The 20817-nt window shown below is 42.3% G+C and carries 20 protein-coding genes; 9 read left to right on the top strand and 11 right to left on the bottom strand.

Annotated features, from left to right (window positions below):
- The first annotated feature begins 111 nt into the window (after positions 1-111).
- The 3 genes from malE (JKJ11_RS17310) (at position 112) to JKJ11_RS17300 (ending at position 2420) form a co-directional block, all read left to right on the top strand.
- Positions 112-1287 (top strand): maltose/maltodextrin ABC transporter substrate-binding protein MalE, encoded by a 1176-nt coding sequence (gene malE / locus JKJ11_RS17310; protein ID WP_006069025.1) that lies wholly within the window; start codon positions 112-114, stop codon positions 1285-1287.
- Between the two features lie 213 nt (positions 1288-1500).
- Complete coding sequence (locus JKJ11_RS17305; RefSeq protein WP_006069026.1) at positions 1501-1926, top strand: phosphate-starvation-inducible protein PsiE; 426 nt, start codon at positions 1501-1503, stop codon at positions 1924-1926.
- A 335-nt stretch (positions 1927-2261) separates the two neighbouring features.
- Complete coding sequence (locus JKJ11_RS17300; RefSeq protein WP_156020507.1) at positions 2262-2420, top strand: hypothetical protein; 159 nt, start codon at positions 2262-2264, stop codon at positions 2418-2420.
- 76 nt (positions 2421-2496) lie between these two features.
- Here JKJ11_RS17300 and JKJ11_RS17295 read toward each other — a convergent pair whose 3' ends face one another.
- Positions 2497-4125, bottom strand: a complete 1629-nt coding sequence (locus JKJ11_RS17295) for a glycoside hydrolase family 13 protein (RefSeq protein ID WP_252039621.1) — start codon at positions 4123-4125, stop codon at positions 2497-2499.
- 124 nt (positions 4126-4249) lie between these two features.
- On the opposite strand from JKJ11_RS17295, the gene JKJ11_RS17290 reads away from it, so the two are divergent.
- Both JKJ11_RS17290 and JKJ11_RS17285 read left to right on the top strand, forming a co-directional pair.
- Positions 4250-5143, top strand: coding sequence for a LysR family transcriptional regulator (locus tag JKJ11_RS17290; RefSeq protein ID WP_038221580.1), 894 nt, complete (start codon positions 4250-4252; stop codon positions 5141-5143).
- 99 nt (positions 5144-5242) lie between these two features.
- A complete protein-coding gene (locus JKJ11_RS17285) occupies positions 5243-5491 on the top strand; it encodes a hypothetical protein (protein WP_006069029.1) in 249 nt (82 codons plus the stop codon).
- Here the strand turns inward: JKJ11_RS17285 and JKJ11_RS17280 are convergent.
- The 4 genes from JKJ11_RS17280 to malE (JKJ11_RS17265) all read right to left on the bottom strand — a co-directional run bounded on the left by JKJ11_RS17280 (position 5472) and on the right by malE (JKJ11_RS17265) (position 10530).
- The gene (locus JKJ11_RS17280) at positions 5472-6395 is read right to left on the bottom strand and encodes a cation efflux transmembrane domain-containing protein (RefSeq protein ID WP_252039620.1); all 924 of its coding nucleotides are present in this window, start codon (positions 6393-6395) and stop codon (positions 5472-5474) included. The two genes, JKJ11_RS17285 and JKJ11_RS17280, sit on opposite strands and share 20 nt — an antisense overlap.
- A 394-nt stretch (positions 6396-6789) precedes the next feature.
- Positions 6790-7680 (bottom strand): maltose ABC transporter permease MalG, encoded by an 891-nt coding sequence (gene malG, locus JKJ11_RS17275; protein WP_006069031.1) that lies wholly within the window; start codon positions 7678-7680, stop codon positions 6790-6792.
- A gap of 11 nt (positions 7681-7691) precedes the next feature.
- Entirely contained in the window at positions 7692-9263 is a 1572-nt protein-coding gene (gene malF / locus JKJ11_RS17270) for a maltose ABC transporter permease MalF (RefSeq protein ID WP_124941881.1), read from the bottom strand.
- An 85-nt stretch (positions 9264-9348) separates the two neighbouring features.
- Positions 9349-10530, bottom strand: a complete 1182-nt coding sequence (gene malE / locus JKJ11_RS17265) for a maltose/maltodextrin ABC transporter substrate-binding protein MalE (protein ID WP_006069033.1) — start codon at positions 10528-10530, stop codon at positions 9349-9351.
- A 723-nt stretch (positions 10531-11253) separates the two neighbouring features.
- Here malE (JKJ11_RS17265) and malK point away from each other — a divergent pair.
- Entirely contained in the window at positions 11254-12363 is a 1110-nt protein-coding gene (malK, locus tag JKJ11_RS17260) for a maltose/maltodextrin ABC transporter ATP-binding protein MalK (RefSeq protein ID WP_031493156.1), read from the top strand.
- Between the two features lie 387 nt (positions 12364-12750).
- Here the strand turns inward: malK and JKJ11_RS17255 are convergent, their stop codons facing one another.
- Together JKJ11_RS17255 and JKJ11_RS17250 are read right to left on the bottom strand one after the other, a co-directional pair.
- Positions 12751-13485 (bottom strand): curlin repeat-containing protein, encoded by a 735-nt coding sequence (locus JKJ11_RS17255; protein ID WP_006069036.1) that lies wholly within the window; start codon positions 13483-13485, stop codon positions 12751-12753.
- A gap of 95 nt (positions 13486-13580) precedes the next feature.
- Positions 13581-14219 carry a curlin subunit CsgB gene (locus JKJ11_RS17250; RefSeq protein ID WP_252039619.1) on the bottom strand — a complete coding sequence of 213 codons (639 nt, stop codon included), beginning with the start codon at positions 14217-14219 and terminating at the stop codon, positions 13581-13583.
- A gap of 420 nt (positions 14220-14639) precedes the next feature.
- Between JKJ11_RS17250 and JKJ11_RS17245 the strand changes: the two genes are divergently transcribed.
- Genes JKJ11_RS17245 through JKJ11_RS17235 form a run of 3 tightly spaced genes read left to right on the top strand, consistent with a single transcriptional unit; the run spans position 14640 to position 16397 of the window.
- A complete protein-coding gene (locus JKJ11_RS17245; RefSeq protein ID WP_110165257.1) occupies positions 14640-15122 on the top strand; it encodes a curli production assembly/transport protein CsgE in 483 nt (160 codons plus the stop codon).
- 10 nt (positions 15123-15132) lie between these two features.
- Positions 15133-15543, top strand: a complete 411-nt coding sequence (locus JKJ11_RS17240) for a curli assembly protein CsgF (protein ID WP_031494927.1) — start codon at positions 15133-15135, stop codon at positions 15541-15543.
- Positions 15544-15560: 17 nt separating this feature from the next.
- A complete protein-coding gene (locus tag JKJ11_RS17235; RefSeq protein ID WP_006069040.1) occupies positions 15561-16397 on the top strand; it encodes a CsgG/HfaB family protein in 837 nt (278 codons plus the stop codon).
- Positions 16398-16696: 299 nt separating this feature from the next.
- On the opposite strand, the gene JKJ11_RS17230 is transcribed toward JKJ11_RS17235, so the two are convergent.
- The 4 genes from JKJ11_RS17230 to JKJ11_RS17215 all read right to left on the bottom strand — a co-directional run bounded on the left by JKJ11_RS17230 (position 16697) and on the right by JKJ11_RS17215 (position 20418).
- Positions 16697-17278, bottom strand: coding sequence for a DsbA family protein (locus JKJ11_RS17230; protein WP_236109627.1), 582 nt, complete (start codon positions 17276-17278; stop codon positions 16697-16699).
- Positions 17279-17413: 135 nt separating this feature from the next.
- Positions 17414-18097 carry a LuxR C-terminal-related transcriptional regulator gene (locus JKJ11_RS17225; protein WP_063603302.1) on the bottom strand — a complete coding sequence of 228 codons (684 nt, stop codon included), beginning with the start codon at positions 18095-18097 and terminating at the stop codon, positions 17414-17416.
- 537 nt (positions 18098-18634) lie between these two features.
- Positions 18635-19609, bottom strand: coding sequence for a hypothetical protein (locus JKJ11_RS17220; RefSeq protein WP_252039618.1), 975 nt, complete (start codon positions 19607-19609; stop codon positions 18635-18637).
- An 89-nt stretch (positions 19610-19698) separates the two neighbouring features.
- A complete protein-coding gene (locus JKJ11_RS17215) occupies positions 19699-20418 on the bottom strand; it encodes a curlin subunit CsgB (RefSeq protein ID WP_252039617.1) in 720 nt (239 codons plus the stop codon).
- Between the last annotated feature and the right edge of the window lie 399 nt (positions 20419-20817).

Genomic DNA, 20817 nt, shown 5'->3' with positions numbered 1-20817 from the left:
TTTAACCGCCATGAAATAGATAAAAACTATACCATACATTAAAAAGCCTATTTTTGTGCTAACGAAATTAGGTTTATTCTAATGCCATTACAAATAGTCAGGATCGTAACAATGAAAAATCTAAAAACATCCTTGTCCGCTATCGCACTAGCGACGTTAATGGCAGCACCAGCATTCGCAGTAACTGAGGGTGAATTACTAATTTGGATCAACAGTGACAAAGGCTATGAAGGCTTAGCAGAAGTTGGTCGTCAGTTCGAAGAAGACACTGGTGTTAAAGTTAGCGTTCAATTTCCAGAGTCTTTAGAGTCTCGCTTTCAACAAGTTGCGGCAACTGGCGATGGTCCTGACATTATTTTCTGGGCTCACGACCGCTTTGGCGGCTATGCGGAAGCAGGCTTGCTACGTGAAGTAAAACCAAGCAAAGAATTTCAAGAAAAACTGGTCGATTTCAGTTGGGATGCCGTTAATTACAACGGTAAGTTAATTGGCTACCCTCTTGCCATCGAAGCGATATCTCTTATTTATAACAAAGACTTGTTACCAGAACCGCCAAAAACATGGGAAGAGCTCCCTGCTATCCAAGCGAACATGAAGGCGCAAGGAAAACAAACCATCATGTGGGATGTAAAAAATGCGTATTTCACTTGGCCTATCGTCTCTGCAGGAAGCTACTCATTTAAGAAGACCGAAAATGGTCACGACGCAGCAGACGTTGGTATTAACAGCGAACAAGCTCGCAAAAACCTAGCCTTCCTGCTTGATATGAAAAAGAAAGGCATTGTCGACCCTGGTATGGACTATGCGAATGCCGAATCTGCATTCGCGAAAGGCGATGTGGCAATGACCATCAATGGACCGTGGTCATGGGGCAACTTAGATAAAGCAGGCTTAAATTACGGTGTGGCGACATTCCCTACTCTAGATGGTAATAAATCCAATCCATTTGTTGGCATTTTGAGTGCCGGTATCAGCTCAGCTAGTCCAAATGAGGATTTAGCGGTTGAGTTTATCGAAAATTACCTGTTTACCGACGAGGCTCTTAAAACGATAAACAACGACAAACCTCTTGGTGCTGTGACACTTAAGACATTCCAGAATTCTCTAGAATCCGATGCTCGCATTAAGTCCACAATGCTCAATGCCGAAAACGGTGAGATTATGCCAGCCATCCCACAAATGATGACGTATTGGATTTCAGAAGGTGCTGCTATTGAGAATGCACTTAACGGACGCCAAACGGTTGAAGATGCGCTAACAACCGCAGAGAAGCAAATTTTAAGATAGTTATAACTGTTTTGATCGTAGGTCAAGCCCGTCGTAAAAAAGCGGGCTTTTTTGATCGCCTTGTCTTTCCCACTAATATATTTAAGTTCTCGTCAACTCAGTAAGTTGCACCATAATCGCTTTTATATCTGACTGTTACCGATTATAGAACTACGCGAGTTTACCTCATCTATGCTAAGGTAGAGGTTAACCAGTTATTATCGAAGAAATTTCATGCCTTCCCATTTACCAAAATCATTCAGTAAACCTTTCTTAAAGGTCTTCCATATTCTTGAAGCTGTCTTGTTGGTTGCAATCACGCTCGCTACGCTGTTTGCGATGATTGAAGAGTTCATGCACGTCTTCACCGAACGTCGCGTTCTGCTGACTGATATTCTGCTGATGTTCATCTATTTGGAAGTATTAGCGATGGTCCAACAGTTTGTGATGAACGGTAAAATCCCAGTACGTTACCCTATCTACATCGCTATGATGGCTATCGCTCGTTATATCACGCTGGGAATGAAAGAGTTGGACGCTGTCCCTATCGTTTGGCTGTCTCTTGCTGCGTTTGTTTTGGCAGCGGCGACAATACTTATCAGGGTCGGTCATCATTATTGGCCTTACGTGGACGACAAAACCAATCAACCAGATGAGTAACTCCGCTCTGCCAATAGATTACTGTTAGCAAATATTTCAACCGATTTCCGACTGATTCGGGCTTTTTCATCGCAATTTGGGAAAAAGCCTCTTAAATTCAAACTAATATCTATGTAACAGAGCTCCGTACGTTTTTGTAATTGTTAACGCAGGATCACACTCTCCAGGTCATTCATAAAAGTGCCATTGAATTCATCTAGATAGCTGTCTATATCATTAGAGGTCGAGAAAAGATCTTTCCAGATCACTCGACGTAAAAATGGAAGCCGTTTGTCTTTTTTGGGCAACGGTATAGGCTTCACAACCTCACGTCAGGTGAATATAGGAGATAGAAAATGGATCGTACTTGCCCTATGTGTAACACCCCAATGGTAGAGAGAAACACTGAACATGTGTGTCCTAGGAATGATATCGGCGATTGCGCCTATGACCCATACTCTTACGAATTAGACGTGGATAGAGAGCGCGACAGCGAGAATAATCAGCCGTACTAACTGAGTTAGCCAATTGAAAACCAAAAAGGCGAGAACTTGAGTTCTCGCCTTTTTGGTTCCATTTTAAACCTCGGCTCTATAGACGCAGTACTGCTGCATCATAAGATTTTAAAGTAAGGCAACTAAAATCTGAGAAATCAATCCTTGCATTTGACAATAACTCTGTACATTGAGCTGGAGCCTCAATGCCTAAATCGACATCAACACTCTCATCACTAAAGTTTGCAACCACAAGTAAGGTTTGTTCTCCATGTTGACGTAGGTAAGCGAATACCTTGTCATGTTCTTCGAGTAAAGGAATAAAGTCGCCGTAAATCACCGCCTCAAACTCACGACGAAGACCAATAAGTGCTTTGTAATACTCATAGATTGATTCGTTCGAGGCTCTATCAAGCTTAGCATTCACGGCTGTGTAGTTCGGATTGACCTCGATCCAAGGTTCGGCAGTAGAGAATCCTGCATTGGCTTCATTTGACCATTGCATTGGTGTACGAGCATTGTCACGACTGTTTTCAGCCAACGCCGCCATCATCTCTTCATGACTCACACCTGCTTCGGTTCTTACCTTGTAAAAGTTGAGCGTTTCAATATCTTTATATTGCTCAAGATTGTCGAACTTCACATTCGTCATACCAATCTCTTCGCCTTGATAGATGTAAGGCGTGCCTTTTAAACAATGTAATACTGTCGCTAACATTTTGGCCGATTTCACTCGATACTGGCCGTCGTTTCCATACTTAGACACCGCTCGTGGTAAATCATGATTATTCCAAAACAGCGAATTCCAGCCGGTCTCTTTAAGCTCCAATTGCCACTTAGTCAGAACCTGTTTGAATGCCTTTAGATCTAACGGCGCAGGCTTCCACTTGTCACCATTCGTCCAGGTCAAGGTAATATGTTCAAACTGGAACACCATCGATAGCTCTTCGCGGTCTTCCGCGCTGTAAAGCTTGGCGATTTCAGGCGTTGCGTCCCAAGTTTCTCCTACTGTTAGCAGATCTTTGTCGCCAAATGTGGCATTGTTCATCTGCTTAAGTAGAGGGTGTAGGCGTGGTCCATTACCCGTAATACCGTTATCAATTTCTTTACCAATCAAATCAATGACATCTAATCGGAAACCACCAATCCCCCTATCGATCCACCAGTTCATCATTTTATGAACTTCATCATGTACTTTAGGGTTTTCCCAGTTTAAATCCGGCTGTTTTTTTGAAAACAAATGTAAGTAATACTGCTGTGTGGGCTCATGCCACTCCCAAGCACTCCCACCAAAGATTGAGCCCATATCACTCGGTGCACTGCCATCCGGCTTTGCATCTCGCCAAACATAATAGTCTCGATAAGGCGAGGTTTTCGACTCGCAAGCGCGTTTAAACCATTCGTGCTCGTCAGAGGTATGATTGACGACCAAATCCATGACGATTTTGATGCCCCTTTCTTTGGCTTCCGCTAGTAAGGCATCCATATCTTCCATTGTGCCGAACTCGGGTGCGATTGCTTGATAGTCTGAAATATCATAACCATTATCGTCCATTGGAGATTGATAGACAGGCGATAACCAAATCACATCCACACCGAGTTCAGTTAAATAGTCTAGTTTGGAACGAATACCGTTTAGATCTCCAATTCCATCACCGTTGGAGTCACAGAAGCTGCGCGGGTAAATCTGATAGACAACGGAGTTATGCCACCATCTTTTTTCCATGTTCAATTCCTTTAATAGGCTTAGTTTATTCCATCACTCTACGCATTGCTCAGTAGGAAAGAAAATAGAATATACGTATAATCATATAGAATTTTTATATAACACCTTGGTGCGAAACATGGCTATCAACAAATCGTTAAAGTACTTCTTAGCAGTCGCAAAGCATGGCAACATCAAACGAGCCTCTGATGAACTATTTATCAGTCAGCCGTCTTTGACATCCGCGATAAAAAAATTGGAATCCGAAATGGGCGCGCCTCTATTTAATCGATTATCAAAAGGTGTTGAACTCACGCCATATGGCGAGAAATTTCGGGCATTTGCGCAGGAACAGCAGGAACAATACTTCTCTCTCAAACATCAATTTAATGACATGCAACAACGTCAATTCGGCAAGATAAAAATCGGTACTGGAGAAGTATGGTGGGAACGATTTGTACGTCAATCGGTAAAGGATTATCAGTCATTAAACCCAGCAAATTCGTTTCATCTCGAGTTTGGTAATAACCTCTCCCTACTGAGCCACCTAACACGAGGTGATATAGATTTATTTATAGGTCATGAGGTATTGGATCTCTCTGACGACTGCCGTGTAGCCTTCCAACCTCTTTTCCAAGATTACGAAGCAACCTACGTATCACAACAACACCCGTTAGCGAAATCGAATGCAGAACCAAACGAGATAGATCAGTTTCCATTGCTTCGAGTAACACCGAACCACCCCCGACACCAATCCGTGCTGTCTAATGGCCTACCTCATGATGGCTCTCTAGAAGAACGTGTTGTCTACGATGTAGACTCTGTATTAGCCAGTATAGACATGCTTCATATGACTCAAGCAGTTATGCCATACAGTCACAGAGCGGAACAGTGGTTAGCAAGCTTAGGTTTGAAAGCCTGCCATATTGATAGGCAAAAAGTAGGCAATATCGGGATTTATACCAAGCTTGGTGAACATAAAAACAGCGTGAACGAACTAATTTACCTTTTGAAACAGAATGTTGAATCAATAGTCTAGTTTGTCAATTCACTGTCAAGTCACGCAACTGTCATTTTTCTTTCATTAAAGTTTGATGTAATCGCCAAACTTTAATGCCAAAAGAGATAGGAGCTCGGCTTGACCCTCAACGACATCACGTTAAGTGAAACAACACTTACTAACTTAAAATCTGTCGAGTACCAATGGATCAGAACGATGTATGTGGAAGGTTATCAAAGAGACGAGATCAATCACTACATTAAAGCGTGCTTTGGTGGCGACGATGTCTTTGCTGATTTGTTACAGCGAGTCGCACTGGAGCAAGAAAGTCTTTACGTTCTGCTCCAGTACGTGGGATGCGCACCCTCTAGTCGTGAACTAAGTTAGTCTCACTTGCTGCTGTTGGTGAGCGTTTAAGGATGACGTCTACCTCGGTCATGGTGTAAGGCTTATCTACTTTAGCCCTCAAATCATCAACAAATCGTTCATAGCTCTTGAATGTCATCGATTCACGCTTAGGATCCACATACACAGACACCCAAGTTTTTCGACCAAGCTTAGCAATAAAGATATCGACAATCTCAATCTCATACTCCTGAGCTAAACCTTTCAGACCGCGATAAATCGGCTTAGTGTGCTCTATCGGAGGCATGGCTAAGGTGAGTTCACGCATACCATTTTTGATAAGTTTGATTGGGTCACTAATGAAGGCCAAACTAAATAGCACAACAAGAATTTGGTCGATATAGCGTGCTACCCATCCAAACGATGTCCCTTGAATCAACATCACCAAGAGCAGTGCTACCCCAATAGCTCCCGAAATGATTCCATTGATAAACCAAGCGTTCTTTTCTGCCTTAAGAATGTCGGAGTTTGACTGTTTGTGTCCTAGGTGACAAATCCAATAGAGAAAAGCACACAACGCCACGGCAGGAAAGACGTAAATTGCCATTAAACTTAGTGCCGGCTCACGGCCTCCTGCAAGAATAACCGGAATATTACTACCGACTGCGAACGCAATAAGTATTAATATAGTAATTCCTTTGATGACAACAATAAGTGGCTCAAAGGCAAAGAACCCCATCGGGTAGTTTCGTGATGTACCAGATTCAGTTAACTTTGCAATGCGCAGAGAGGCGAAAGACACCACCGCTGATAATAGGTTAAACGAGGCGTCAAGCAAGATGGCACTTGAGCCAGAAATCATTGCCATTAGACCGCCCCACAGCGCTAACAGGCCTGCCCCAATGGCTGAATAAATTAAGGCTTTCGATTCCGTAATTCTTGTCATCTGATTCTCCCTTTTTCAGACAAACTGGCTACCTATTTCAGGTCTGTTAAAACTTATAACACACCGAGCACAGACTGCCTACGACAACACAAGCCAACTGCTGCTTTTAACAGCATTAATTGTCAATAATAACAATAGGTAATGAACGGACGTACGGCTATTCCTATTAGGTCACAATTTAATGGACGAAAAGAATTGATGGCTAGAAAAGAAAACGCCCGAGACTAAGCTCAGGCATCGGTTACAAGAAACTGTTATTCGTGATAGTAAGGAATCCTGGTAACAGCCAGCTATACGTAACACCAGTGATCTTATCTGACTTGTCGGCGGCCAAACCAATTGAGTGTCAAACAAGACAAAAAAACGGGTGACCTTGCGATCACCCTTATCGTTATTATCCTTTAACACCACCAGCTGTGAGGCCACCCACTAACCAGCGCTGCGCAAGTAAGAATACGATTGTGATAGGTAATGCTGACAATACCGCCGCTGCCGCGAAGTCGCCCCATAAATAGTTCTGAGGGTACAGATATTGCTGCATACCAACCGCTAATGTGTATGAGTTTACATCAGAAAGCAGTAATGATGCTACTGGTACTTCACCCACAACCCCAATAAACGACAGGATAAAGACTACCGCTAGAATTGGCACAGACAGTGGCAATAGTACCAAGCGGAACGCCTGCCAAGGAGTCGCACCATCTAGTGCTGCAGCTTCTTCTAGCGAGTTATCAATCGTTTCAAAGTAGCCTTTAATCGTCCATACGTGCAGTGCAATACCGCCTAAGTAGGAGAAGATAAGACCACCATGCGTGTTCAATCCTAAGAAAGGAATGTACTGACCAAGCTTGTCGAATAGTGCATATAACGCAACCAACGCCAGTACTGCCGGGAACATTTGGAAGATCATCATCGCTTTAAGAATGGTGCTCTTTCCAGGGAAACGCATGCGTGCAAAAGCGTAAGCTGACGTTGTTGACAGAGCCACAATCAAAATCGATGAGATGCCTGCTACTTTCACCGAGTTCCACAGCCAAGTTAGTACTGGGAATGGCGGCGGTGTCACCGAACCATCTGCATTGGTCACAGAGAACCCTAGCGCCAGTTTCCAGTGCTCTAGCGATGGGTTATCCGGAATCAGACTACCTGTCGCAAAGTTACCTTCGCGGAAAGAGATTGCGATTACCATCAACAGTGGGAAGATGATAAGTGATAGGAACACCCAAAGTGCAATATGGGTTGCCCACACTCGGTATTTTAATGATTTACCTTGTACCATTGGCATCGTGATATTCCTTAATCTTGCTCAAGTTTAGTGAAACGTAAGTTGAGTAGAGCTAACGCGCCAACCAATAGGAAGATAAGCGTTGCAATCGCACTTGCTAGACCGAAGTCTTGACCACCCGAACCTTCAAACGCGATACGGTAGGTATAGCTTACTAGTAGGTCGGTATAACCCGCTGGCTCAGAGGTACCAATCATGTTTGGACCACCTTGAGTCAATAGCTGAATCATTACGAAGTTGTTGAAGTTGAAAGCAAAACTTGCAATCAAAAGCGGCGTTAGTGGTTTGATCATCAATGGCAACGTAACGCGTGTAAAGTTATGGATGAAGTTTGCTCCATCAATCGCCGATGCTTCATACAAATCGTCTGGAATCGCTTTTAGTAGACCCATACATAGGATCATCATGTAAGGGAAACCAAGCCAAGTGTTAACAATTAACACCATGGTTTTCGCTAAAATTGGGTCAGAGAACCAGCTTGGACTGATACCAAATAGGCTCTGTAACACCATATTAATTTCACCAAAGCTTTGGTTGAATAGACCTTTAAAGATAAGGATTGAGATAAACGCTGGGACCGCATATGGAAGAATAAGCAGTACGCGATACACCGCACGTCCTTTCAGTTCCTCCCATTGAACCACACTAGCCAACACCATACCGATGACCAGAGTAAAGATCACTGTCAGTACTGAGAACACAACCGTCCAAATAAAGATGCTAATAAACGGCTCTTTAATACCATCATCTTTCCAAACACGCTCAAAGTTGTGCGTACCAATATCAACGATGAAACCCGGAGAAACCGTATTGCCAGTAAACTCTCCATTCGTATCAATAGGCTGATAGAAACCAACTTCCATATTCGGACGGAATGTCTCACCCGTCTTGTTGTTCAGAAGATCGTCAGTACCCTCAATTTTGCTAAACAATGGTTGTACCGACGCGAACTTACGTAGGCCACTCATTCTAATATCAGCGCCATCTGGCATGTGAAGATCGATAGTATTTAGCGCTGAACGGTTTTGAATGATCGCCTTAATTTTCTCTTTTTCACCCGACTGAGACTGAGCTTCAGAAAGGTCATACTCTGCTTTAGGGCTTGAGATATCAAACTCAGGCGTGACGAGCAGCTGGTCACCGTCTTTAACGTAAATACGATGGCCATTATCCGTTTTATACAAATCAAAAGAGAAGCTTTCACCGCTTTGGAATGTGCGCTGCATTAAGACGCTTTGTGCCCTATCCAAAGAGAGTTGGTTTTTCGCACTGTAGTTAGTGAAAGCGAGTCCGACGGTATACGCTAATGGGAAAAGAATAAAGAGAATCATGCCCGCAATACCTGGATAGATATAGCGGTGAGCGTAAGTTTTCTTACTGCCGAAAATATAGAGTGCCAGAGCGGTTAAGATCACAGTAAGCATTGCAAAGGCAAGCTCACCGCGTGAATACATAAGAATGGTCGCGTAACCGTTCACTAGACCAACTGAGCCAAGAAGTCCCCACTTAATGAATACTTTCTTGCTGCTCGGAACTGTAGCGGTTGTTGCTGACATGGCATCTGTACCTTGAACTGACTGCATAAAAGGACCTGCTAGCGATAATACAAAAAATAGAAAAGAAGGAGGGGTTGCCCCCTCCTTAAAAGGGTAGATCTAATATCAATAGTTACTTAGTCATTTGCTTTTCTGCATCTGCTACAGCAGCATCAACAGTCTGACGTCCATCAACCACGTTCACGATAGCGTTTTTAGCCGATGCCCAGAACGCGCTCATTTGTGGAACGTTTGGCATGATTTCACCGTTCATCGCATTATCCATTGTCGCCGCGATACGCTCATCAGCACCTAGCTCTTCTTGGAATGACGTTAGCGCAACTGCGCCTAGTGGCTTGTCGTTGTTAACTAAACGTAGACCGTCATTAGTCAGTAAGTAGTTCTCTAAGAACTCAACCGCTAAGTCACGGTTAGGTGATGCAGTACTGATACCCGCAGTTAGTACGCCAACGAAAGGCTTAGATGCTTGACCGTTGAACTTAGGAAGAGTAGCAACACCGTAGTTGATGCCAGACTTCTCGATATTCGCCCAAGACCATGGACCGTTGATCGTCATGGCAGTCTTACCTTGGTTAAACGCAGACTCAGACACTGAGTAATCCATATCTGCCGAGATAACACCTTTGTCGACAAGGCCCTTCACGAATGAAAGTGCGTCTTTCACGCCATCTTTAGCAATACCTGCGTCTTTAACGTCATAAGTACCACCGTTGTATTTGAATGCATAACCGCCATCAGCCGCCATTAGTGGCCATGTGAAGTACGGTTCTTTTAGGTTCCACATGATTGCGGACTTGCCGTCTTTTGCAAGTTTCGCATTCAATGCTTCCACTTCTTCCCAAGTCTTCGGTGGGTTAGGAACCAAGTCTTTGTTGTAAATTAGGGATAGGGATTCAACCGCTACTGGGTAACCGATAATCTTGCCATCGTACTTAACTGCATCCCATGCAAAATCAATGATGCCTTCTTTAACTTCTTTAGAAGGTTTGATTTCAGCTAGCAAACCTGCTTGAGCATACTCACCGAAACGGTCATGAGCCCAAAACACGATATCAGGACCGTCACCAGTCGCTGCAACTTGAGGGAAGCGGCTCTCTAGACCATCAGGGTGAGCAACTGTCACTTTAATACCTGTGTCTTCTTCGAACTTCTTACCTACTTCTGCAAGACCGTTATAACCTTTATCACCATTGATCCAAATAGTGAGTTGTCCTTCTTCGATAGCAGCATTTGCACCAAAAGAACCAAGAGCAACTAGTGTACCTAGAGCTACAGTGCTTAGGGCTTTTTTCATGTTCATATCCTTTTTATAGTTTTGATCGCAGGGTCATCCAGAGGATTTTCCTAAATTTCGATGAGTATCATCTAAAAAATACAGCAAGGTCTCATCCTCCTACTCTCTACGCCCTTTGGAGTAGCAATGATTTCCGTGATCTCTGTCGGCAAGAACTATAGATCAACATCACAAAACAATCTTCTGTTGTGACATGTTTCACCATTATGAGGAGTAATTATTTGAACTGGATCTCATATGGCTTTTCTACTCCCCTAACCCCTCCTCCTTTCCTACTCCCCCCACAATTATTTTTATCAGGAGGATGTACGACTTACACGAATCAAGGAAACTGCAGTCATCCAAGAGTGGATGGTAAGAACCCTTTACCAGTATGAGCCATGTGCTCCTTGAGTTTCATACGAAACACATGCTGGGTTTGCATCGCCGGACTCGCCAAGTAGTCATAAATTGAAGTACTAGTGGTAATTTATTTTACGGGGGAGAACTTCAATTTATGTCGGGGGATACTAGCGAAGTCTTGGCTTTGAGGGTGGCGCCATATCGTACAGCGCCGCCCTTTTTTCTTTCCATCAGGGGCTAGATAGACAATCAAAGGACAAGGCCTTTTAACAAAATCGAGCAATACCCTAATCACTTACCAATTTCCTACTATTATTACCTGTCGACTTATCTCTATAATGACCGACAGAAAGATATAAAAATGAATCGAGGACGAGCTACATGGCGAGTGTCACGTTAAAAAATGTTAGTAAAGCGTACGGCGACGTACTGATCTCCAAGAATGTCGACCTAGAAATCAACGAAGGCGAGTTTGTTGTCTTTGTCGGTCCATCAGGTTGTGGTAAATCAACTCTACTACGTTGTATCGCAGGTTTAGAAGACATCACGTCCGGTGATTTGTATATTGGTGATGAGCGCATGAATGATGTAGAACCATCAAAGCGCGGCGTAGGTATGGTATTCCAGTCTTATGCACTCTACCCTCACCTTAATCTATACGACAATATGTCGTTTGGCCTTAAACTCGCTAAAGCAGATAAAGCAGAAATCGACCGCCGTGTTGAACACGCTGCTGAAATTCTTCAATTAGGTCATCTACTAGAGCGTCAGCCTAAAGCACTTTCTGGTGGTCAACGCCAGCGTGTAGCGATTGGTCGTACTTTGGTATCTCAACCTAATGTATTTTTGCTAGATGAACCCCTGTCTAACCTTGATGCAGCGCTGCGTGTCAACATGCGTTCGCAAATCACTAAGCTGCAACGTCAACTTGGCTGCACCATGATCTATGTAACGCATGATCAGGTAGAAGCGATGACTATGGCTGACAAAATTGTTGTCCTAGATGCTGGCTATGTGGCACAGGTCGGTAAACCACTTGAGCTTTATCATTATCCTGACAACCGTTTTGTAGCTGGTTTTATTGGCTCTCCAAAGATGAATTTCATGAGTGTATTCATCGACGAAGTCGAAGCAGAGCGCGTAAAAGTTCAGCTTTCTGACGGCGACTCATTCTGGATTCCAGTGGACGGGACAACCGTAAACAAAGGTGACCGTATGTCTCTGGGTGTGCGTCCAGAACACCTTGTCTCTGAAGAAGAAGGCGATGCTAAAGTTGAAGGCGAAGTTATGATCGTCGAGAAACTTGGCAACGAGACTCAAGTCTATCTAAATCTAGAAAGTGCTGATGCTGACGTTATCTACCGTCAACCAGACACTCTTGAGGTAGAAGTCGGTGACCGTATTAAGATTGGTATCCCTGCACATCGTTGCCACTTGTTCCATAGTGATGGTAAGGCGTGTCGTCGTTTGTATAAAGAAGCGGGTGTATAACGAAACTAGCTATCTAATATAATCACCTTTACTAATAGTAATTCCCCCTATCTTAATGAGATTGGGGGATTTTTTTCACCTCTATCGTACAGTCCTCTATTATTTCCCATTGCCTTTGACTATCAACTTCAGTGACTGTTACGGGGAAGTAGTCTTTAACTAACTGATAGGCTGTTGCTCCTCCATTCATTCTAATACTCAAAATTGTCCTTTCGTGACTAGTTACTAACAATTCTCCGCTATTAAGCGGACGCTCGAATATGAGCTGGATCGTGTTATCCGTAAGAGGTGTACATTGAAGTGGTTCCGGAAGACCGTAACTTTGGTACGAAAATAAACAAAGAAAAGCGGCGATATACGCCGCTCTTTGGATTAAGTGAAGCTTCATTAATTTTGTTTGATATAGACAGCGTTGTGGTCAGCATTCGAAATAAATACACCAGCGTAATCACCCGTTGTTTGGACGATGTAGATACCGGATGTATCATTGAACTTGTTGCCATTATCGTTATTGTCCGCGTTTACTAACGATACTTCGGCTAAAGAATTACTATGTCCAGATTTTTGTAGAATGTACACTTCGTTATCGTCACTGTTGGCTCGCATACCTACATTTGCCACAAAATTGGACCCTTTCTGATCGATGTCGACATCGTTATCATCACTGCTATTTCTCATAGCAACGCGAGCTTGGTTACTCGAACCTCTTTGCAAGATTTCAACGTCATTATCGTCACTACCACCTTTAAACATAACCCACGCGCGACCATCATCGTTTTGAATGATTTCTACGTCATTGTCTCGGCTGCCATTGTAAGCTTGAACTAACGCGTTGTTATCTTCACGATCTTGCTGAATAGATGTGTTGTTATCATTACCGCTTCCAGTGTAATCCACAACGGCTAGGTTTCCATCGCTCAAAGGCACAACACCTTGCACGATAGATACATCACCATAGTCACCACCGTCCATTAGCACCAACGCCGAATTATCGCCAGCAGGCAATGAATAGCTCGCAACTGCATTTTTGATATGTACGCCGGTAACACCCGGTACAGTTGGTACGGCAGCTACAGAAGCTGATACTAAAAGAGCTGAAATTGAAATAGCTAACCTTTTCATAATAAAACCCTTATTTCCTTTTAAGTTTCCATGTCGACTATAACTTCTATAAAAAGAAGTCATTTACTAAACCAAAGTAACGTTAATACCGCGCGCTAGTTAGATTGGTCTATGTAAATTCTCATTGCACTTGATGCATTAATTAATATGTTATCCCCGCCATTCTGGGAAACACCTAAATTAGCACCACCTGAACCAGCGACAAACGCAATATTGTTATCGTTCTCTTGATTAATACTGAGTTTGCTCGAAGGATGAAATATATTTGCTTGACCGATTACCGCTAAGTTATTGTCTCCTTTTTGGGCAACAAGAGCTTGCCCATTTCTTCCAAGTTGACCTATCGCCGCTGCATTGTTATCACCCTCTTGAATGATATAGGCGGTATTTGCTGCCCCTTTCTGACCAATTAGGGCAGTATTGCTACTACCGCTTTGTACTATTTTCGCCTTGTTACCTGCTGAGTTCCCCGGACTATCCTGAACTACAACCGCAAGCGAATCAGTGGCGTTAGTGATGTGCACCTCTGAATAATTATCGATGTCATCTACAGTGTTGAGTAAATCATTGAAATCACTTTGGATATCCTCGTTTACTCCATGTAAGAAAACACCGTGAGACTCAACCCCTCCGTTGGGAGCAAAAACCAGAGCTGTACTCGCAGCACTAGTGCTAGCGACTAAGCACGCTACGCCTAATACCGATTGAAGTTTCGTTTTTATCGAAGCATTCATTGCGACTTTCCCTGAATTGCCAAATGTATCGATTTTCATCCTGCTTCTGAGTTAACTGAACGCAGACTTCGGATTTAACACTTCATGATTCTTAAAATGGTTGTGTTGCGCTTCAAACAATAATTGTAATTTCAAATAATGATTGAGTTTGCGCCTGATAAAAAATAAGAACCGATGACATTTAGAATTCTAATTACAACTAGTTTTAGTCACACTAAACTTAAATTGATTTGTAAGAAATAAACCTTGGATATTTGAAGTAATTATTAGGCAATCAAAAGAACCGAAGTATGAAAAAAAAGTCATAATAACTAGTGCTAAAGTTTATGCAGTGAAAAAAGGCTTTGGGTTACTATTTATCTAAGTTCAGTTGAACTCACTCTTCTCATTTTTTAAACGGATTTTTGAATGGGAGCCAACATGAAGTTATTGCTGCTTATGATTACCATGTGTTTGTTTGCCTCTTCTGTATTCGGGGCAGGAAACAGTAATGGCATTGAAAACGGGGCTCCCTTAGAAAACGGTAAAAAGATAGAAGGGCAAGGAGACAAACTTAAGGTTCCGTTTAACGACTTTAGCGAAGTTAGTGGTGTTATTGTCGATAGAACTATCACTCGTTTAGGGGAAGACTTTTACTTTTTCTTCTCTCAACAACTTAATGATAGATACCCTGACCTTAAAGAAAATCTCACTATCAAAGAAATCCCGACAGCGCTTTCTGGCAGTATTATCGAGGTATACCATTCTCGAAAAGCTATCTACAGAACAGCGTTGTCACCAGGTCGAAGACAGGCTAAAGACCGGGCAAACGATGCCTTACAAGTCGTGGGTAATTACATTATCCGATGGCAGGCTGAGCGTCTTTACATGGACACCTTTGATTTGGAACACGATGAATTTTAAGGCGGCAAGGATGGCAAATTTATCAACTAAACTCGCGTTAATTGGAATATTGGGGTCTCCATTAACACTGGCGAGCGAACTCGTCTACACCCCAGTTAATCCTACCTTTGGGGGGAACCCATTAAACAGTACGATCTTGATCAATCATGCGAACGCAATTAACGACTATCAAGACCCGAACGCGAGTTCGTTTGATTTTGAAGAAGAATCAGCACTAGATAGGCTTGCTTCAAGCTTAGAGTCCCGACTAATTAGCCAATTATTGGCAGATATTGGTAATGGCAATACTGGCCAATTGGAAACTGACGACTTCTTCCTTAATGTCGTTGATGATTCAGGCACTTTATTGGTTCAGATCGTCGACAAGGCAACTGGAGAATCCACCGAAATCAGTGTTTCTGGACTTAATCCCGACCTCTAATTTACAAGGAACGTATTATGAAAGGTCTAATTTACTTGAGCCTAGCATTAATGCTTGGTGGCTGCGCACATTCTTTGGATATACCTGATACCTCTGCAGAGCCTAAATTAATGCCACGAGGCGCTACTTACACCGACTTGATCGCGCTGCCTAAACCAGCAGGTAAAATCTTAGTTTCTGTCTATGATTTTCGTGACCAGACAGGCCAATATAAGCCTCAGCCTAATAGTAACTTCTCTACTGCAGTACCTCAGGGTGGTACGTCATTGCTGACAACATCACTACTAGACTCTCAATGGTTTGTTCCACTTGAGCGAGAAGGCCTTCAAAACCTACTAACTGAGCGTAAGATTATTCGAGCAGCTCAGAAAAAAGACAAAGTGATCTCAAATCATGGTTCGGATCTATCGTCACTTAACTCCGCTAATGTGGTGATTGAAGGGGGTATTGTCGCGTATGACTCCAATATACGAACTGGCGGCGCAGGTGCAAAATACTTAGGCATAGGTGCTTCAGGTCAATATCGAACTGACCAAGTTACCGTCAACCTTAGAGCAGTCGACGTGCGTAGTGGACAAGTCTTGCTAAGTATAACTACTTCAAAAACCATCTCTTCTCATGAAATTGGTTTGGGCGCATTCCGATTCATTGACTATAAAGAGCTACTCGAAATTGAGTTGGGTTACAGCAACAATGAGCCCGTCAATATCGCGATTATGTCGGCTATTGACGCCGCTGTTATACATCTAATTGTCAAAGGGATGGAAAGAGGAATGTGGTCATCTGGTGACCCAGATGCAATGTCTAACCCGATTATCGCCAAATACTCTCAAGCTAAAACGGAAATTTTATAGCTAACCGAGTAAGCAGCAAACAGGGCTATGCGGAAAATGGAACTTACCCGTAGCCCTGTTTTTTTATCGATTATTAACCGCAAATCCGACTGCAAACATCCAACAAGTGAGCCCTGACATAAAGAATGGAAGGTACGCTAAGGGGTGATAACAATAGTGATATGCCGCAGCAATACAGATAACACCCAACATATTGAAGCCAATGACCATCATTCGGTTTGAACGGTTCCAACTAAGCAGCATGGGCGCTATCAATATAACTACACTTAACAAAGTGATATGCACGTCTTGTTGAACCACTAGGTTGTTAACTCCACAATAAGGCGTTCTAATTCTTCTAAGCTACTCAATTGGTGCAATATGACTTGCTGATTACCATTTACAATTATCGTCGGTGTCGCTCGAACCCTATACTCCTTTATTAAACTGTTAAAGTCATCGACTTCATCTTGTATTTGCTCACAGCGCTCCTCAAAAGGTTGAGAATTAACACCGCACATTTCTAAGACATCGGCAATATCACTACGAAACCTTGGCGTTTGATCCCTTCGAAAGTGAATTCTATGAATCAACTCTTCAATAAATGCTTGCTCTGTGCCCTGCCCTTTGGCAACCACAAAGGCTTCTTGAACGTCGCGACCGACAGGCCCCATACCTACAACAACTTCGTTAAAGGTTAAGTCATGTTTTTGAACAATATCCACCAATGGCCCGTGAACCATGGCGCAAGGACCACAATAAGGTGAATGGAATAACATAACCTGAGATTCAATAGTCTGAGGTCGAGGCAAGGTTACATAGTGCTTACCCTTTTCAAACTGACCAGCAAATACAGCGGTCGACAACAAGCTAAATGCCCAAAATAGGAGAGATTTTTTCATCACGTGCCACACTCAAAATATGGAAATGTGCACACGATAAAACAGCATCTATTTCTAGTGAAATCAGACACTGTTAGAAAATGGTTACAACGTGCGGTAAAAAGAGGCTCTGTTTCGGCTCAGCGGATAGTCACACTATTGAACGAATTCACTAGATGCTATGTTGTTCTTCACCCACAACAATGCTTGCAAACGGTTTTTGACCTTAATTTTCTTGAATGCATTATGAAGGTGGGCTTTCACTGTATTCTCACTAACAAATAGAGTATCGGCGATCTCTGTATTAGACGCTCCATCGCCAAGCAGCTTAATGATTTGCTGTTCTCGTTTCGTTAGCTTGGTATAATACGGGCTGGTTTTTGAGCATTGACGACGACGATAGAAATTCACGTACTCGTAGACCAGCTTTCTGCTCATCCACAACTCCCCAGCTAAAATGCGCTCAAAGCCCGATACCAACGTTTCAATAGTGTCCGAGGCATAAAAGACACCAACAAGGTTTTGCCATTTAAGCATTTCCGCGTGTTCTAGGTCACTGGGCGCATTCAATAAAATTTCTTTGATGCTGTTGTCCATACTCTCTATAATCTCGTGATAGTGAGTGGCAGTGCCATGACCAATGGCGGCGTAGTCAATGATAATAAAGCGCACATCCCTCTCAACCACATCATCTCGTGAGCGGTAAAGCTTCTCAGCAGACATTAACCTAATGGTGATCGGGACCTTTTGCTCTATTGAATCTTTGAGCAAACCGGATTGCAGACTATTCTCTGCTAACAATAATGCGTGCACGTTGTTGCTATCCTTTTCAACAGACATAACCAACTCCCTGTAACTATGCTTAGTACGCCGTATTCTGTGAAGTATAACAGAGCATTTATTGAGCGGATCTGGCGCTAAGCCCGAAGAATAAGTCTTATTTGTGGAATTACAGTAAGTTAGAGTTAGAGTCTCAGTAGTGAGAAAGTTTAGATATAAGCCTGACAACGTATCTTCAACAAGCCTGTTACTCAGTGAGATCTTGAGATGCGCCTACTTCAGTTATCATGCAGTCGCTACGAACTTCCCAGCGTACGTTGGATACGCTTTCTAAAAGCAGAGGAAATTGAGAAGTCGGTAGTTCATATACTGAAATACCTCCATTCTGAGAAATAAATATAGATGAGCCTGACTGAGTTCTTAACGTGACTCCTTCACTTTCAGGGTACTGTGTAATAGTAACTTGGTTACTATTAAGGTTACGTTGGCATTGGATGTCTGTGCTAACTAAAGTAGACAAATCGTTAGAAGAATACAGACCCACAATTGTAAAAAATACAATTGTGGATCCTTTAGTAAACAAATCAACCATCAAAGTTACTGTTGATTGACGTATATAGCACTGTTAGTGGAATTGTTCATAACAATAGTTGAAACATCAACCCCTGTTTGGTTAACTCTAATTCCCTTTATTCCAGAGTTTATATGGTTGCCCGAATTATTTCCTGAAGAAGCATAAAGTGTGATCTCTGATTTGTTCCCAAGGTAAGAACCCGATTGAGTCACATTTATTATATTGCTATCACTTTCACCATAAAGGTTGATATCCGAATGGCTTGCTTTTCCACTTTGTTTAACATCAATATCATTTAGATTGCCATTAACACCCACATATGAATAATGACCATCATCGTCCTGATTTATATTTACGTTATTATCAACACTATTATCATATAATTTCACAAATGACTCATTATTGTCGCCATTTTGATCAACCTTAATTAGTTGTTTATTTGCTGAAGAACCACTACTACCTCCCGAAATGACTACTTCTGAGAAATTACCACTTCCTACTTGATCTATATCGACCTTGTTGAAATCACTAGCCCCAGAAATAGCCACATCAGACCAGTTACCTTTTGCACGTTCACTATTATCCTGCTTTACGTCAACCAAGTTATTATCTGCGTCAACTGATAATTTGACTTCAGAATCATTATAATATCCACGTTGGTCAACAGCGATATCAGCCCCACCACTAGTTCCACCAATCTTCACTAGAGAATCGTGGGCACTTGCAAAACCTCCATCCTGTTTTACATGTACTTTGTTTAGTCTTCCCCAATCTTGTAACCTCATATCTACGACCGAAACGTTCATGTCGTAGCTACCAAGCTTACCTTGTTCGATAACCACTGAACTAGTAGTGTTATTTGATTGAAGTATAACCGATTGGTTATCTGCGCTCAATTTACTACCTAACTTGTCGCTATAATTACTGAAATTCACGTCTTCAGCAACCACAGTACTAGAAGCTAGTGCAATACTCACCACTAATGCTAATTTATTCATAATAACAACCTTAATCCTTTATAATTCCTTGTCGACATATACTTCTTAAGAAGCACGTATTTATATCAACCCACCAACATACCACGCCGCTAATTAGTTTGATTGACGTAAATTCCCATTGAACCGGAAGCATTAATTATTAACTCACTTCCATTTCCTACTTGAGATATTCCAAGGTCTGCACCTGAACCGGCGACTACCGCTGCAATATTCCTATTACCAATTTGATTAACACTGACATTGCTAGATGCACTTCTGTATCGCTTTTGACCAATGTAGGCTTCGTTATCATCACCCTCTTGGATAACAACGGCGACACTTTCTGAACTTAAATCCCAGCCAACTTGACCTACAATAGCTGTATTATTATTGCCCTCTTGCGCTATGTAGGCCTCATTCCTGCCTCCTAGTTGTGCTGCCAATACACGATTCCCAGCCCCGGAAACACTGACTTTTGCTTTATTTTTCCCATCAGACCCATAGCTTTTTTGCAAGATGACTACTTGTGCCGATGTAGCATTCGCTATATTTATATCTGAATAATTATCAAGATCTGACTCAGTACTCAAATCTGAATTGTTGGCTTCTTCAAACCCATACTTCGACAGAGTAGCGTCAGTAACACCGGTTAAAAACTCTCCAGACTCAAATGGGACAGTATGTACAATTACTTTAGAGGTGTTCACTTCGCCAGCAATAACGACGCTTTCAGATAGAAAAAGAGAAACAACTATCCAACTAAATAAAGCGCTGCATTTAAACAAACCTGGAGTTTTAAATAGAACGGTAAGCCATTGTTCCATTTTCATGGGAATACCCTTTCCTAGCCTCAGCAATCTGACGTTGCATATAAACCTAAACCTTGAATCAAGCTTAAAGTTTATCCATCAGAACACCAATAAACTAACTAGGGTTATTAATTTGGTAGCAAGTAGATGAGAATAGTTAACAAGAAAGAGTAGGAATGACGCAGATTAGCTAATCGAAACATTTACGAAACTTAAACTATCGTATGATAAAAATAAATAACATCATAGCAAACAGCCTTTTAGAAAAATTATCACATTAGATCTCTATAATGGACCTCGGAATTGGTTTTGTGATCATGATCAAAAATAATATTAGAACATCATCCACAACAAGCAAGCTAAATATTCACTTTCATTTAACTCATTTAGAAAACCCGCCAAAAAAGACGGGTTAGCATT

This window comes from Vibrio sp. SCSIO 43133 (genome assembly GCF_023716845.1).
Classification (GTDB): Bacteria; Pseudomonadota; Gammaproteobacteria; order Enterobacterales; family Vibrionaceae; genus Vibrio; species Vibrio mediterranei.
The sequence above is the reverse complement of the archived record's forward strand: the minus strand, read 5'-3'. Positions and strand labels throughout refer to the sequence as shown.